General features: G+C 63.9%; 12 protein-coding genes. 3 read left to right on the top strand and 9 right to left on the bottom strand.

The window, feature by feature from the left end; all coding sequences use genetic code 11:
- Positions 1 to 31 precede the first annotated feature (31 nt).
- Both O3669_RS00085 and O3669_RS00090 read left to right on the top strand, forming a co-directional pair.
- Complete coding sequence (locus tag O3669_RS00085; RefSeq protein WP_371523153.1) at positions 32 to 3,313, top strand: helicase-related protein; 3,282 nt, start codon at positions 32 to 34, stop codon at positions 3,311 to 3,313.
- On the top strand, positions 3,310 to 4,086 hold the full coding sequence (locus O3669_RS00090; RefSeq protein WP_295917481.1) for a DUF4391 domain-containing protein: 777 nt from the start codon (positions 3,310 to 3,312) through the stop codon (positions 4,084 to 4,086). Before O3669_RS00085 ends, O3669_RS00090 begins: the two co-directional genes overlap by 4 nt.
- 7 nt (positions 4,087 to 4,093) lie before the next feature.
- On the opposite strand, the gene O3669_RS00095 is transcribed toward O3669_RS00090, so the two are convergent.
- The 4 genes from O3669_RS00095 to O3669_RS00110 are packed head-to-tail and all read right to left on the bottom strand — an operon-like array spanning position 4,094 to position 8,755.
- Positions 4,094 to 5,779, bottom strand: a complete 1,686-nt coding sequence (locus tag O3669_RS00095) for an AMP-binding protein (protein ID WP_371523155.1) — start codon at positions 5,777 to 5,779, stop codon at positions 4,094 to 4,096.
- Positions 5,780 to 5,831: 52 nt separating this feature from the next.
- A complete protein-coding gene (locus O3669_RS00100) occupies positions 5,832 to 6,728 on the bottom strand; it encodes a neutral zinc metallopeptidase (RefSeq protein WP_295917475.1) in 897 nt (298 codons plus the stop codon).
- Positions 6,729 to 6,743: 15 nt separating this feature from the next.
- Positions 6,744 to 8,069 (bottom strand): tRNA guanosine(34) transglycosylase Tgt, encoded by a 1,326-nt coding sequence (tgt, locus tag O3669_RS00105; RefSeq protein WP_371523156.1) that lies wholly within the window; start codon positions 8,067 to 8,069, stop codon positions 6,744 to 6,746.
- Complete coding sequence (locus O3669_RS00110; RefSeq protein ID WP_371523158.1) at positions 8,066 to 8,755, bottom strand: queuosine precursor transporter; 690 nt, start codon at positions 8,753 to 8,755, stop codon at positions 8,066 to 8,068. Before O3669_RS00110 ends, tgt begins: the two co-directional genes overlap by 4 nt.
- 141 nt (positions 8,756 to 8,896) lie before the next feature.
- On the opposite strand from O3669_RS00110, the gene O3669_RS00115 reads away from it, so the two are divergent.
- A complete protein-coding gene (locus tag O3669_RS00115; RefSeq protein WP_371523159.1) occupies positions 8,897 to 10,510 on the top strand; it encodes an ABC-F family ATP-binding cassette domain-containing protein in 1,614 nt (537 codons plus the stop codon).
- Between the two features lie 136 nt (positions 10,511 to 10,646).
- Here the strand turns inward: O3669_RS00115 and O3669_RS00120 are convergent, their stop codons facing one another.
- The 5 genes from O3669_RS00120 to O3669_RS00140 all read right to left on the bottom strand — a co-directional run bounded on the left by O3669_RS00120 (position 10,647) and on the right by O3669_RS00140 (position 15,227).
- On the bottom strand, positions 10,647 to 11,444 hold the full coding sequence (locus tag O3669_RS00120; RefSeq protein ID WP_295917464.1) for an amino acid ABC transporter ATP-binding protein: 798 nt from the start codon (positions 11,442 to 11,444) through the stop codon (positions 10,647 to 10,649).
- Positions 11,441 to 12,400, bottom strand: a complete 960-nt coding sequence (locus O3669_RS00125; RefSeq protein WP_371523161.1) for an amino acid ABC transporter permease — start codon at positions 12,398 to 12,400, stop codon at positions 11,441 to 11,443. The genes O3669_RS00120 and O3669_RS00125 overlap by 4 nt, the downstream gene beginning before the upstream one ends.
- Positions 12,401 to 12,407: 7 nt before the next feature.
- Entirely contained in the window at positions 12,408 to 13,355 is a 948-nt protein-coding gene (locus tag O3669_RS00130) for an ABC transporter substrate-binding protein (protein WP_371523162.1), read from the bottom strand.
- 99 nt (positions 13,356 to 13,454) lie between these two features.
- Positions 13,455 to 14,390, bottom strand: coding sequence for an ABC transporter substrate-binding protein (locus O3669_RS00135; protein ID WP_295917454.1), 936 nt, complete (start codon positions 14,388 to 14,390; stop codon positions 13,455 to 13,457).
- Positions 14,391 to 14,534: 144 nt separating this feature from the next.
- A complete protein-coding gene (locus O3669_RS00140; protein ID WP_295917451.1) occupies positions 14,535 to 15,227 on the bottom strand; it encodes a DUF4191 domain-containing protein in 693 nt (230 codons plus the stop codon).
- Between the last annotated feature and the right edge of the window lie 22 nt (positions 15,228 to 15,249).

Genomic DNA, 15,249 nt, shown 5'->3' on the forward strand with positions numbered 1-15,249 from the left:
AGTCACGGCATGAAGGAGAGGGGTAAGGCCCATGGAGATTCTCGACAACACCGAGGGCAAACGCCTGGGAGACTCCCTGCGTGCCAATCTTGACGACGAGGCGAAACTGTCGATTATCAGCGCGCACTTCAGCCTCTTTGCTTTTGGAGAGCTGCGCGAGGAGCTTGAACGCCTCGACTCCGTGCGTTTTCTGTTCAGTGAACCGACGTTTATTCAAGACATGGGACGGGTCGCGGGGGCGCCGGAGTCTGATATCGCGCAACGTGCGCAGGGTGAGAGAGAACGAGCGCTCGCTGACTCGGCCCTGGAACTGTCGTTGCACAACAAGCTCAACCAGCGCGCTCTCGCGCGGGCGTGTGCATCCTGGCTGAGGGAGAAGGTCACGCTGCGCTCCGTGCAGCGCGAGCACATGCTTCAGTTGACGCCCAGTTACATCGTCGAGGATTCCGCTGTGAGTCCCCATTTGTTTTGGGGACAGGGCGCCACCTTCACCCTGGAGGGACTGGGAGTTGAACGCCGCCCGGACACGCTGACGATGATCACCCATCGTGCGGGGGATGAGGCCAAGGCGCAGGTCGAATTCCTCATGGCGCAATTTGAGTCCGTGTGGGCCGACGACGCTAAGACCTGCGACGTCACCGAGCAGGTCGCTTCGAAGGTCGAGGCGCTGCACACAGACAATGCCCCGGAGTTCATCTATTTCCTGACCCTTTACCACATCTTCCGGCGTTTCCTCCAGGAGAACCAGGACCACAACCCGCGTGAAGACACCGGCTTTTTCGAGTCGGTGATCTGGGGCAAGCTCTATGATTTCCAGAAGGACGCCGTCATTGGGGCGATCCGTAAGTTGGAAAAGTACAACGGCTGCATCATCGCCGACAGCGTCGGCCTGGGCAAGACGTTCGAAGCACTCGCCGTCATCAAGTACTACCAGCAGCTCAACAAGAACGTTCTGGTACTGTGCCCCAAGCGCCTGCGTGAGAACTGGACGCTATGGACGCAGGCGAGCGATGAACGTAATCCCCTGGCTAAGGACCGATTCGCCTACAAGGTGTTGAACCACACGGACCTGTCGCGCCGCCGTGGGAAGAGCGGGGACACCGACCTGGAACACCTGCAGTGGGGGACATTCGATCTGGTGGTCATCGACGAGAGCCACAACTTCCGCAACAGGAGCGCGACCGGGGCGAGCACGAATCGCTACACGCGCCTGATGAACGAGGTGATCCGGGCCAACGGACGCACGAAGGTGCTCATGCTGTCGGCGACCCCGATCAACAATCGCCTCACCGACCTGCGTAACCAAATCGAGCTCATCACGGAGGGGCGCGATGACTACCTCGAGAAGACCGACGGCATCACGTCCATTGACTCGGTGATGCGGCTGGCACAAAAACGCTTCAATCTGTGGAGTTCGCAGGCGCATGGACGTCACACGACCCAGAGCTTCGCCGAGTACGTTAACGCTGACTATTTCCGGCTTCTCGATGCGCTGACAATTGCGCGTAGCCGAAAGCACATAGCGAAATACTACGGCACGCAGACGGGGACATTCCCCACCCGCCTCACTCCACGCAACGTCCAGGTGCCCATCGACGTACGCGGCGAGCTGCCTCCTATCGGGGCGCTCTACGACATGATCAGCGACCTGACGTTCGCCCAGTATCAGCTTCTGTCCTATGTGCGCGAGGACGCTCGGCCGACTTACGAGGCCGACTACCGCGAGGGCTTCGGCAACGACTTCGGCAGTGAATTGCACCGGACAAACGCGGTTGCCGTGCTGATGCGTGTCAACCTCCTCAAACGCATGGAGTCCTCCGTGAGCGCCTTCCGTTCGACGCTGGGCCGCGTGCGTAGTTCCTGCGCCGACATCCTGGATCGACTCGCGGCGCTTGAGGCGCGCAATACCCGTGGGTCCCTCGGTTCCGTAGCGGTGGGTTACGGAATCGAGGGGCTCGAGGACGGCCTCGATGATCGGGATGCTGAGATGTTCGAGGTCGGGGCGCAGGTGCGCGTCGACCTGCGCGACGTTGATCGCGAGGCTTTGTCCGCGGACCTGTCACGCGACATCGAGATCCTCGACGAGCTCATCGGTTACGCCCGCGCGGTGACCCCCGATCGGGATGCCAAGCTCGGCGAGTTGAGGACGCTGATCGCGGAGAAGACCGGAGCTGGACAGATCAATCCGGGTAACAGAAAAATACTCATTTTCAGCGCCTTCGCTGACACCACGACCTACCTGTACGACCAGTTGGCAGCGGATCTGCTCCGGACCCATGGCCTGACGTGCGCCCAGGTGACGGGCACCCGCAACCGCGTCGCTGGGAAGCGGCGGGCGCGAGGTGGCTTCGAGGATATCCTCGGCCGTTTCTCGCCACGTTCGAAGGAAACCAATGCTCTCGCGGACCGTGAGGGCGAGATCGATATTGTCTTTGCAACGGATTGCATTTCGGAGGGGCAGAACCTCCAGGACTGCGATTGCGTGATCAATTACGACGTGCACTGGAACCCGGTGCGCATCGTGCAGCGCTTCGGCCGCGTCGACCGCCTGGGTTCGACGAACAAGCACATTCAGATGGTGACCTTCTGGCCGGACGTCGACCTGGAGTCCTACATCAAGCTTGAGTCGCGTGTGAAGTCACGCATGGCACTGGGCGATGCGAGTGCGTCCGGTGAGGAGAATCTGCTCACCCCCTCGGAGGACATGAACGACCTGGAGTATCGCTCGGATCAGTTGCGCACGCTGCGCAGTGAGACCCTCGACCTCGAAGACATGCGGCGAGGAATGTCGATCACGGATTTCGCGTTGGATGATTTCCGAATCGAGTTGGAGCGCTACATGAACGCAAACCCGGGCACACTGGAAGGCGCGGCGACGGGTTTGCATGCGGTCGTGTCGATCCCGGATGACCTGCGCGGTCAGATGAGCCCGGGAGTGATTTTCTGCCTTGAACGCCGTGAAGGCACCGATGGTACTAGCCGAGCAACCGAGCCGCTGTCTCTGGTTTACGTGCCGTGGGACGCGACGGACGCACCGATACTGTCCCACCCAACGCGTTCCCTGGACCTGCTCAGGCAACTGTGCGAGGGACACCATGAGCCACTGGCCTCACTGTGTGCGCACTTCAATCGAGCCACACGTGATGGTGAGGACATGAGCGAGTACTCGGCGCTGCTGACTCGGGCTGTCGCAGCGGCAATCAGGCAGGGAGAAGAAGCGACCCTGGAATCGCTGTTCACACCGGGAGCGATTGCCCAGGGAGCCTTGTCAGAGGCGGACTTCTCCCTAGTGAGCTTTGTGGTGCTCCTGTGAGCTCCATCGACTGGGCATCGACACTAGCCCTGCCACCCTGCGTACGTCGCTTCGAGCGCACGATTCCCACACATGTGCTGCTGCGTGAGGCGGACCTGACACGCACGCAGCGCGAGGGTCTGCGCAAGATCGAGGGGCTGACTCTCCTGGGAGTCGCGCAGGAGAGCACAACTCGTATCCCCGCGACAGCTGCGATGGATCGTCGTATCGATGCGGTGTTGTTCGTGCGGGCCTCCCTCGGCAAGACGCGCGCATTCGAGTCGACTGCCGCTCTTGTGCACGGCTGTTTTCCGCATCCATCACTCCTGATCCAGGAGAACACCCGCGGCGACGTCTGTCTGTCGGCAGCTCTGACGTCGCGCCGAAAGCGCGCGACGGGGTTGAACGTCGACAGCATGGAAGTGGACAGCAGCATCGCTTTGTGGCGGCGCACGGAGCACGGGAAGGCGTTCCTGTCCGCGCTGGCTTTCGATGCTCTTGATCAGCGCTCGCTGACTCACCTGACCGAGGACATCATGGCGCGAATCCGCTTGGCTCGTATTGCTCGTCTTGTTGGCTTCTATCCGGATCCGGTTGTGTGTCGGAGCTCGGATGTGGTGGAGTTGATTGAGCGCTTGCTTGAGTGCCAGAGCAGGCAGGATCAACTGCGTGCCCAGTGGAAGCGGCACGCAACCACGCAGCGTGAACGCCTGCGGTTACGAATTCCTCTCAGTGAGGCGATTAACCAGACGAAGGCAGCGGTCGATGAACTGACGAGGCGTTTGGGCCGTTGACGCTCACTCAGCGCCCGAGCTTCTCGCGCACGACCTGGGTGACCTTGCGGCGCAGGATCTTGCCCATCTGGTTGCGGGGTAGCTCGGCGATGAACACGATCTGGCGGGGCAGGGCGTAGTGGGCGATGGACTTTTCGGCCCAGTTGCGCACCTGCTCCAGGGTGAGGCGCTGGGCCCCCTCTTCCAGGATGATTGCAGCGGTGACCTCTTCGGTGGCGTCAGCCACAGGCACGCCCACGACGGCGACATCCGCGACGCCGGGCAGGGAGCGGATCGCCTCCTCGACCTGGGAGGGATAGACGTTGAAGCCGCCCGATAGGATCAGCTCCTTCTTCCGATCGGCCATCGAGATGAACCCATCGCGGTTAACGCCGATGTCGCCGGTCTTGAACCAGCCCTCGGAGGTGAAGACGTGCGCGGTTTCCTCGGGCGCGTTGAGGTACCCGCCGAAGACCTGTGGCCCGCGCACGATGATCTCGCCGGGCTGGCCGTCCTCGACGTCCTGCGTGTCGTCCTCCAGGGAGACGAGTCGCAGCTGCGTGGAGGGGAAAGGCACGCCGAGCACGCCGTGGCGGCGCTTGGCGGACAGGGGAGCACCCGTCAGGACGGGCGAGGTTTCGGACAGGCCGTAGCCTTCGACGATCATGCCACCGGTGGCTTCCTCCCACTCGCGCGCGAGCGTCGTCGACAGCGGCATCGCGCCGGCGACCGAGTATCGGATGGAGGACAGATCCGCGCCCGTCTCTTTCGCGCGGGCCAAGATGCGCTCGAACATGGGCGGGACACCCACGAAGAAGGTCACGGGTCGGCGCGCGTGCGCGTCGAGGGCCATCTGCGCATCGAACTTGGGCAGCAGCACCTGGGTGGCAGCCTTGCGCACGGCCGCGCACAGGAAGAACGTCAGGCCGAAGGCGTGGAAGTAGGGCAGGAGCGAGAAGAAGGTTTCGGCACCCTCGTGCAGCTTCCACACCCAGAACAAGCACTGGTTGACGTTGACGCCGATGTTGCGGTGGGTCAGCGGCGCTGACTTGGGAACGCCGTTAGTGCCCGAGGTGTGCAAGATGACGGCGCGATCGTCGGGGGAGGGCAGCGGGTGCTCGGCGTCGATGGCGCGGGACGAGGCCGTGGCCCGGTCCCAGGAGACGGCGCCCGCGGGCACGGGGCCGCGCAGCTGGGCGCGCATGTCGCGTGCGCGCGGGGCGGGCAGGCTGAGCAAGAAACGCTGGGAGGCTGGCATGGTGCGGGAGATGTCCACCGTGAAGACCGTGTCGAGACGGTCAAGGGGGAAAGCATCCACGCACTTTTCCCACACGATCGCCACGCGCCCGCCGTGGCGCTCCAGCTGACCCGCAACCTCTGCGGCCGGGGCCAGCGGGTTGTGCTGGGCGGCCACCGCGCCGATGCGCATGCACGCGTAAAAGGCAACGAAAGCCTGCGGGCAGTTCGGCAGCGAAATGGCCACCGTGTCCCCGGGCCCAACCCCGGCCTCGTGCAAGACGCGCGCGGCGCGCAGCACCTGATCGCGCACCTGCGCGTAGGTGGTGGTTGCCCCGAAGTAGTCCAGGGCGACGCGATCGGGGTAGAGGCGGGCGGCGGTGTCGAGGAGTGCGTACAGCGAGGTGTCCGGCGTGGGCACCTCGTAGGGCACTGCGTCGTAGAAGTCGTGTGCCTGGTCGGTGATGCTACGTGTCATGGCAACCTCCTGTCATCGGCCTCGACTAGTGTACCGAGGGACACAATCCCACTCATACGTGAGGGGTGCTCCAGGTGTCGCACGTCGCAATGTCGCCGGAGTCCAGCCCCTTCTGCAGCCACGTCGCGCGCTGCTGCGCGCTGCCGTGCGTCCAGGATTCGGGGTTGGTCGTCCCCTGGTACTTCGACTGGAGACGGTCATCGCCAATCGCCTCGGCCGTCTGCAGCGCGCCCATGATCTGGTCAGCCGTCGGGGTCTGGAGGTAGGGCGTGCCCGTCGTCGGATCGGGGGTGGTCGAGGCCCAGTGCATCCACACGCCCGCGTAGCAGTCGGCCTGAAGCTCCGAACGCACGCCAGCGCCCTGAGAGCCGGTCTCGCGCGTGTTGTAGGTGCGGAACACGCCCTGCAGGTTCTGGATGTGGTGGCCCCACTCGTGGGCGACCACGTATTCCTGGGCGAGCACCGAATCGGATGCGCCGTACTGCGTCACCATGTCGTTGAAGAAACCGAGGTCGAGGTAGACGGTCGAATCGCCCGGGCAGTAGAAGGGGCCAACGGCGCTGGTCGCCGATCCGCACGCGGTTGACACACTGTCCGAGAAGATCTGGAAATCGGGAAGCTTGTAGGCAACGCCTGTGCCCTGATCGGCGAGCTGGGTCTTCCACACCTCATCCAGCGACTGTGCGGTGGCGACCATGCGGCACTCGACGCGCTCGTTCGCGTCCGCGCCAGTCTGGCACGTCGAGACGTCCACCGACGACGAGGACGAGGACGTGGAGGGGGCCGAGGACGAGATCAGGCTCGTCAGGTCAATGCCGGTGAGATACGAGAAGCCCAGGATTAGTAGGATACCCAGGAACGAGCCGCCGCCGGCACCCACGATCTTGCGGCCTGCGCCAGAGGTGCGCACGCGCGAAGGATCCAGGTGAATGTTGTCGTTGAAGCTCATCGATACTCCTTGTACTCAGGGGCGGCGCCCGGCCTGATATCGACCGAGCATATCGGAACGGAACTCCTCGAAGCGTCCGTCCTCGATGGAGGCGCGAATACCGTCGACCAGGCGCAGCGTGAACCACTCGTTGTGAATGGTAGCCAGCGTGGAAGACAGGATCTCCTTGGCCTTAAACAGGTGATGAATGTAGGCGCGCGTGTAGTGGGTGCAGGTGTAGCACTCGCAGCCCTGCACGAGCGGCGTGAAATCACGCTTGAAGCGCGCGTTCGTAATGTTGAAGCGCCCGTCGGGCGAATAGATCGCCGCGTTGCGCGCCACGCGCGAGGGGTTGACGCAGTCGAAGGTGTCGGCGCCCGCCGCGACGCCGGCGAAAAGATCCTCGGGCTCGGAGATCCCGAGCAGGTGGCGAGGGCGGTCCTCGCCCAGTTCCTCGCACACCCAGGACACGATCGTGCCCAGGTTCTCCTTCTCCAGGGCCCCGCCCACGCCGAAGCCATCGAAGCGCTGGCCGCCGACCTCCATGTCGGCCATCGTGCGGGCAGCCTCGCGGCGCAGATCCTCCCACTGTGCGCCCTGGATGACGCCCCACAGCTGCTGGTAGGGCTTGCCCGCGCGCTCGGAGGTGAGCCTGCGATGTTCGGCGAGGCAGCGCCGAGCCCACGCGTGCGTGCGCTCGAGAGACTCGATCTGGTAGTCGCGCGGGTGCAGCAGGGAGGTGAGCTCGTCGAAGGCGAACATGATGTCGGCGCCCAGCTGATGCTGGATCCCCATCGACACCTCGGGGTTGAAGCGGTGCTTCGTGCCGTCGATGTGGCTGGAGAACACGACGCCATCGTTATCGACCACCGCGTTGGAGGCCTTGATCGCCTGCATCTGCACGGCCGGGTCATTCGGGTCCGCCTTGCCGGAAAACTCCTGGGAGAGGACCTTCTTGAAGCCCGCGCCCAGGGAGAGCACCTGGAAGCCGCCCGAATCCGTGTAGGTGGGCCCCGACCAGTTCATGAAGGAGGCGAAGCCACCCGCCTCGTCGACGATGTCGGAGCCGGGCTGGAGGTAGAGGTGGTAGGCGTTGGCCAGGACCGCCTGGGCTCCCAGGGCCCGGACCATCTCAGGGGTGAGGGCCTTGACGTTTGCCTTCGTGCCCACGGGAATGAAGGCGGGAGTGCGGATAATGCCGTGCGCCGTGTGAATGACGCCCGTGCGCCCAAGCCCACGCTCGACGCCCAGGCGAGTGCCGACCTCGAACCCGCGGTCGGGGCAGTGGGTTCCCGACGAGGCCGTGGCTGGGAAAGGCGCGACCTGTTCGGGGGCGGGGGCGCCGAGCCAGTGAGCGTTCATTGACCAAACACCCCGTCTTTCGCCAGACCCTCGCTGCGGCGGATGGCAGCGATCACGGGGTAAGTCAGGGGCAGGAGGACAACTTCGAGGAGAACCTTGTAGAAGTAGCCGGTCACCAGGTAGTTGATGAAATTGCCCATCGACATCTCGCCGTAGAACAGGATCGTGCAGAACAGGACCGTGTCCGCGGCTTCGCCGACGATCGTCGAGCCGATCAGGCGCGCCCACAGGTGCTTCGAGCCCCACTTCTTGCGGATCCACACGAGCACGTAGGAATTGAGGAGCTGGCCGGCCAGGTAACCCGCGAGCGAGGCGACAACCGCGCGCCACACGACGCCCAGAACCGCCGCAAAGGCCTCCTGGTTCTCGTAGTCGGGGGCCGGCGGCAGGTACTGGACGATGAAGAAGGTGAGCGAGGCCAGGAACGAGGCCACGAAGCCCATGATGATGACCCGCCGCGCGCGGGCAAAACCGTACACCTCTGAGAGCACGTCACCGATGATGTAGGTCAGAGGGAAGAGAATCGCGCCCCCATCGAAAATCAAATAGTGGGTGGATGATCCCACCATGAACGCCTTCGTCGCGGCGATATTGGAAATAAGCAGCAACGCGACGAACGCGACCGAGATGATGTCGAGGGCGCGCGCGGGGCGCGCCGATCCAGACGGGATCGGGCTATCTGACATGGGTACAATCCTCACAATACCGAGATGGAATGGTTATATGCACCACCCATTGTGCCCGCAATTGCTGCAAGGTGGGCCAACAGGACGGGTCATCGGCCGGGTTGATTCGCCCACAACGATCCCTCCCTCTACTCTTGGAGCGTGATTAACGTCCAGGACTTCTCGCTGCGAATCGGCGCCCGCGAACTCGTCAACCACGCGACCTTCCGCATCGACAAAGGCATGTGCATCGGCCTCGTCGGACGCAACGGCGCCGGCAAGACCACGACCATGCGCCTCCTCGCCGGCGAAGCCGACCGCGGGGGAGCGGCCGAGCACACCGGAACCATCAGCTCCAACGGCACCGTCGGCTACCTCGCGCAGGACACCCACGTCGGCGACCCGCACATGTTGGCCCGCGACCGCATCATCTCCGTGCGCGGCATCGACTCGATCATTGCGCGCATCCGCAAGGCCGAGCACGAGATGTCCACGACCGAAGGTGCCCGCCAGCAGCGGGCCATGGAACGCTACGTCAAGCTCGACCAGCAGTTCACCAACTCTGGCGGATGGGCCGCCAACGCCGAGGCCGCCCAGATCGCCCACTCCCTAGGCCTCGAAGATCGCGTCCTCGACCAGACGCTCGACACGCTCTCGGGCGGCCAGCGTCGCCGCGTCGAGCTCGCCCGCGTCCTCTTCTCCGACGCCGACGTGCTCCTGCTCGACGAGCCCACCAACCACCTCGACCACGACTCGATCGTGTGGCTGCGCGACTGGATTAAAACCTTCCCCGGCGGCGTCATGATCATCTCCCACGACGTCAAGCTCCTGGGCGACACCGTCAACCAGGTCTTCTACCTCGACGCCAACCGCGCCCACGTCGACATCTACCACCTGGGGTGGGCCGCCTACCTCAAGCAGCGCGAGGAAGATGAGAGGCGTCGGCGCAAAGAACGCGCCAATGCCCTCAAGAAAGCCGAACATCTCAAGGCCCAGGGCGAAAAGATGCGCGCCAAGGCGACCAAGGCCGTCGCCGCCCAGCAGATGCTGCGCCGCGCCGAAGAACTCTTCGCCCAAGCCGGCGCCGAGATCGTCCAGGAAAAGGTCGCGCGCCTGCGCTTCCCCGACCCCGCCCCCTCCGGGCGCGTGCCGCTCACCGCCGAGGGACTGTCCAAGTCCTACGGGTCCCTCGAAGTCTTCACCGGCGTCGACCTGGCCATCGACCGCGGCTCCAAAGTCGTCGTCCTGGGCCTCAACGGCGCCGGTAAGACCACGCTGCTGCGCCTCCTGTCCGGCATCGAAGAACCCGACTCGGGACGCGTCGTGCCCGGCCACGGGCTCAAACTCGGCTACTACGCCCAGGAACACGAAACCCTGGAAGAAACGCGCACCATCCGCGAAAACATGGCCGAGGCCGCCCCCACCCTCGACGACACGCACGTGCGCAACATCCTCGGCCAATTCCTCTTCCAAGGCGACGACGTCGAAAAACCCGTCTCCGTGCTCTCCGGCGGCGAAAAGACCCGACTCGCCCTGGCCACGCTCGTCGTCTCGGGCGCCAACGTCCTGCTCCTCGACGAGCCCACCAACAACCTCGACCCCGCCTCACGTGAAGAAATCCTCGCCGCCCTGCGCGACTACGAGGGCGCCGTCATCCTCGTCACCCACGACCCCGGCGCCGTCACAGCCCTCAACCCCCAGCGCGTCCTCCTTCTACCCGACGCCGACGAGGACCTGTGGGACGAGAGCTACCTCGACCTCGTCACCCTGACCTGAGCCCGTCATCCACGCGAGCCGTCGCGCGCCCCTCAACGCGCGCGATCCCCATCACCTGCTCGCACTGGGCGACGCCCGAGCGCGCCCACGACAAAGGCCGGGACTGGACAAACCAGCCCCGGCCTCGTTGATTGGCTCAGAGAACCTTGGAGAAGAACTCCTTGGTGCGCTCCTCCTGCGGATTATCGATCACGTCGGCGGGAGCGCCCGCCTCGACGATCACGCCGCCGTCCATGAAGACCACCTGATCGGCGACCTCGCGGGCGAAACCGATCTCGTGGGTCACCACGGCCATCGTCATGCCCGACGCGGCCAGGTCCTGCATGACCTGGAGAACCTCGCCCACCAGCTCCGGGTCGAGCGCAGACGTCGGCTCATCGAAGAGCATGATCTCCGGATCCATCGCCAGCGCTCGGGCAATCGCCACACGCTGCTGCTGGCCACCCGACAGCTCGGCGGGGTAGTGGTCCGCGCGATCCGCCAGACCGACCCGGTCAAGCAACTCCAGGGCCTGCGCCCGGGCCTGACTCTTCGAACGCTTGAGCACCTGAACCGGAGCCTCCATCACGTTCTCCAGCGCCGTCATATGCGGGAAGAGATTAAAACGCTGGAACACCATGCCAATGTGGGAGCGCTGCGCGGCAATCACCCTGTCACGGCGCTCGTGCAGGACACCCTTGGAGTCCACACGGTAGCCCAGCAGGTGACCATCGACGTACACGCGGCCCGCACTGATGTCCTCCAGCATATTCAGGCAGCGCAGCAGGGTGGACTTACCCGAACCCGAGGGACCCAGGATGACGCACACCTCACCGGCAGCAATATCCAGATCGATGCCGCGCAGCACGTGCAGATCACCGAAAAACTTATGGACTCCGCGCACCGCCACCATGGGCGTCACGCCGGTTGCCGTCTCCAGATCCGTACCCGTCATGGTGTTACATCCACAAATTTGAGCTTGCCATTCATCTTTTCGTCCTCATCCGAAGCCGTGCCGTCCGAGGCGGTCTGCCCGCCCGTGTTATCGCGCCGCTCGAAGCCCTTCGCGAAGTGCTTCTCGATGATCGACTGGATCCACATGAGCAGACTCGTGATCACCAGGTACCAGATCGCCGCGGCGATCAGGAGAGGTACCGGGGCAAACGTCGCCTGGCCGCGCTGACGCGCGATGAACGTCAGCTCAAGCGTGAAGGGGATCGCCGAGACCAGCGACGTGGTCTTGAGCATCGAGATCGTCTCGTTGCCGATCGGCGGGACGATGACGCGCATCGCCTGGGGCAGGATGATCCTGCGGAAGATCGTCGCCCGCGGCATGCCCAGGGCGGTCGCGGCTTCCCACTGTCCCTTCGAGACGCTGAGTAGACCCGCACGCATAATCTCCGCCAGGTAGGCGCCCTCGTTCAGGCCCAGGCCCAGGAACGCCATCCAGAATGGCGTGAAGTAGGTGGCCGTGTCGAAGCTGACCTCCCAGCCGAAGGCCGAGCCGAGGAACGGTACGCCGAAGGACATCTGCGGGTAGAGCGTGGGCAGCAGCGACCAGAAGATCAGCTGCGTGTAGATAGGCGTGCCACGGAAGAACCAGATGTAGGCCATGGCCACCCAGCGCAGAACCGGGTTGACCGACTGACGCATGATCGCCATCGTGATCGCCAGGATAGTGCCGATCACCATTGCGAGGACCGTCAGGATGATCGTGAAGGCCACGCCCTGCATGAGGGATTGGGAGAACAGCCACTGGGCCACGACGTCCCACTGATAGTTCTTATTCGTGACCAGGCCGTGGATGGCCATCGCTGCGAGGATCGCAACGACGATTGCGCTGACCCACCTCCCCGGCCGGGGAACGGGCTTGGCGTTAATCAGAGCAACGCCGTCTTTCGTGCTTTCCATAAGAACCTCAGTCGGTGGTCGCCGGGTTGAGTTCGGCGGTCTTCAGGGCGGCTTCCTTCGCGCCGTAGGTATCCAGGATGTCCTCCAGGTAGCCGTTGTCCATCAGGTACTGCATGGCCTTCTGGACGGCCTCGGTCAGCTGGGCGTCATCCTTGTTGACGGCGACACCCTGCGGAGCAGACTCCACGACATCGCCGACCTGCTCGATCTTGCCGCCCGAGAGCGTGGCCGTGTAGCCGATGACCGTGGAATCAGCCAGGGTCGCGTCGTACTGGCCGCCGGTGACCTTGGTGGTGATGTCGGTCTGCTGCTCGTGCGGCATGATCGTGATCTTGTCCTTACCGTCGGCCTCGCATTTCTCGGACAGCTCGGTCGCGTAGTCTTCCTGAGCGGTGCCGGTCTGCACGCCGATGGTCGCGCCGCACGGGTTGGTGGGGTCGAAGTTCTTGGGGTTGCCCGCAGCGACGCCGTAGGCGGATCCGACCTCGACGTAGGAGATCAGGTTCGTCTGTGCCTCACGCTCGGAGGTGATCGTGAAGGAGGAGATACCGACGTCGAACTTCGTGCCGAGCGCGGGGATGATCGTGGGGAACTCGGCGTGGGTGGTTGTGCCGTCGCCGAGGCCCATGACCTTGGCCAGCGCCCTGTTGATGTCCACGTCGTAGCCCTGCGCGGTCTGCAGGTCTTCACCCAGGAACTCGGCGGGGGCGTAGTCGGCGGAAGCGCCGTTACGCAGGACGTCTCGGGCCTTGACCTCATCGGGGACCAGGTTGGCAATCTCGGCGACAGTGGGGATCTGCGAGACGTCGTACGAGGCCGTGGCTGAGCTGGTTCCGCTCGCGTTCGATCCGCCGGTCGTTCCATTGGTGGACGCGGTCGGGTCGGCGCAGGCGGCCAGGGGCAGTGCGGCCGCTGCTGCGAGTGCGAAGAGAGCGTGTGCCTTCGTGATGGTCATGATGTGCCTTCCGATGGGGTAGGGGCCGTGTGCCCCGCTGTTGCTATCATTATGCACCTATATGCATAGCGATGCATATTATGCGTTTCGTGTCACGTATCAGTCGACCGTGGGGTTGAGCTCGGCGGTTGAAAGCGCCGCGCTATCGGCACCGTAATGGGCCAGGATGTCCTCCAGGTAGCCGTTGTCCATGAGGTACTGCATGGCCTGCTGGACGGCCTCGGTCAGTTCCGCGTCGTCCTTGGCGATCGCCACGCCCTGGGGTGCGGACTCAAAGACGTCGCCGAGCTGTTCGATCTTGCCGTTCGAACCGGCGGCGGTGTAGCCGATCACGGTTGAGTCGGCCAGGGTTGCGTCGTACTGGCCAGAAATGATCTTCGTGGCGATGTCGGTCTGCAGCTCGTGTGGCATGATCGTGATCTTCCCCTTGCCGTCAGCCTCGCACTGCTTGGACAGCTCTTGCGCGTAGGTCTCCTGCGCGGTACCCGTCTGCACGGCAATCGTCGTGCCGCAGGGGTTGGAGGTGTCGAAACTCTTCGGGTTGCCCGTCGCCACGCCCCACGCTGAGCCGACGTTGAGGTAGGAAACCATGTTGACCTGTTGCTCCCGCTCGGAGGTGATCGTGAAGGAGGAGATGCCGACGTCGAACTTGGTGCCAAGGGCGGGGATAATCGTCGGGAACTCGGAGTGCTGCGTCGTGCCCTCCTCGAGGCCCATCACCTTGGCCAGTGCCTTGTTGATGTCGATGTCGTAGCCAATGGGGGTCTGCCCGTCGGTGGCCATGTACTCGGCCGGTGCGTAACCGGTTGAGGCGCCGTTGCGCAGCGTGCCCCGCTTTTTGACCTCCTCGGGGACCAGTGCTGCGATGGTCGGGTCAGTGGGGATCTGGGACACGTCGTATGCGGCGGTGTTCGACGAGGCGGCGGTAGCGGACTGTCCGGCGCTGGTCGTGTTTGTCGTCGGGTCGGCGCAAGCCGCCAGTGCGACCGCCGAGGTGGCTACGGTCAGCGCTGCGAGAATCTTCGTCGTGTGCATGGTTATGTTCCTCAGTATCTGTATTGGAGGTGCTCGCTGATACTGATTATGCAAACAGATGCATACTATGCATGTCCAGGGGGTCTCATATCCTGGATGCACAAGTGGGCGAGCACTATGTGCTCGCCCACTTGACTGTATGGTTCAGTTTCCGCGCAGTGCACGACGCGACGTGCGTGCCCGCAGAGGGTCGACGCCCTTGGGAATCGGGGGTTCGCCCGAGCGCAGCGCATTAATGCGCGCCGACACCTGGGGGACCTCCTCGGCCGTCAGGACGTTCTTCAGCCTGCGCAGCTCGCGCTGCAGATCCTTGAGGGCGACCTGGCCCTCGTCGTGACCCACCTGAATCTGGTGGATGGGCACGTTGCGCATGATCTTGGTAACGCGCTTGGACTCGGTGTTCAGGAGAGCGCGAACGCGAGATGCGGGGCCCTCGGAGATGAGGACAATGCCCGGGCGGCCCACGATGCGCCAGACGAGATCCTGTTCGCGGGTGAAGGCGACGGGCTGCTCGGGGATGATCCAGCCGCGCTGGATCTGAGAGAGCGCGACCTTCACGGCGCCGGTGGTCTGTTCGACCTGGGCGTAGAGCGCGCGGCGCGCAAGGAAACTCAGGAGTGCGAGCGCTGCGGTGATGGATCCCATGATGCCGACGACAAGCCAGCCAATCCAGGAAGTGTTCGTCAGGAACGCCAGCAGCAAGAACAGGACGATGACGAGCGCGGCAGTTCCCAGGAGCATCCACGGGAGTGCCGGATACGTGCGTGCGGTCAGTCGATACGCGTCGAGGATGTTCTGGTAGAAGCGCCTCTTAGCGGGGGGATTCTTTTCACTCATAGCATCACCATTCTACGTGTAT

This window comes from Pauljensenia sp. 20925_1_34, from assembly GCF_041432775.1.
GTDB lineage: Bacteria > Actinomycetota > Actinomycetes > Actinomycetales > Actinomycetaceae > Pauljensenia.

Excerpts from the sequence above, each read along its gene's own strand:
- O3669_RS00085 (WP_371523153.1), top strand. The coding sequence starts at position 32 with ATGGAGATTCTCGACAACACCGAGGGCAAACGCCTGGGAGACTCCCTG.
- O3669_RS00095 (WP_371523155.1), bottom strand. The coding sequence starts at position 5,779 with ATGACACGTAGCATCACCGACCAGGCACACGACTTCTACGACGCAGTG.
- O3669_RS00100 (WP_295917475.1), bottom strand. The coding sequence starts at position 6,728 with ATGAGCTTCAACGACAACATTCACCTGGATCCTTCGCGCGTGCGCACC.
- tgt (WP_371523156.1), bottom strand. The coding sequence starts at position 8,069 with ATGAACGCTCACTGGCTCGGCGCCCCCGCCCCCGAACAGGTCGCGCCT.
- O3669_RS00110 (WP_371523158.1), bottom strand. The coding sequence starts at position 8,755 with ATGTCAGATAGCCCGATCCCGTCTGGATCGGCGCGCCCCGCGCGCGCC.
- O3669_RS00120 (WP_295917464.1), bottom strand. The coding sequence starts at position 11,444 with ATGACGGGTACGGATCTGGAGACGGCAACCGGCGTGACGCCCATGGTG.
- O3669_RS00125 (WP_371523161.1), bottom strand. The coding sequence starts at position 12,400 with ATGGAAAGCACGAAAGACGGCGTTGCTCTGATTAACGCCAAGCCCGTT.
- O3669_RS00130 (WP_371523162.1), bottom strand. The coding sequence starts at position 13,355 with ATGACCATCACGAAGGCACACGCTCTCTTCGCACTCGCAGCAGCGGCC.
- O3669_RS00135 (WP_295917454.1), bottom strand. The coding sequence starts at position 14,390 with ATGCACACGACGAAGATTCTCGCAGCGCTGACCGTAGCCACCTCGGCG.
- O3669_RS00140 (WP_295917451.1), bottom strand. The coding sequence starts at position 15,227 with ATGAGTGAAAAGAATCCCCCCGCTAAGAGGCGCTTCTACCAGAACATC.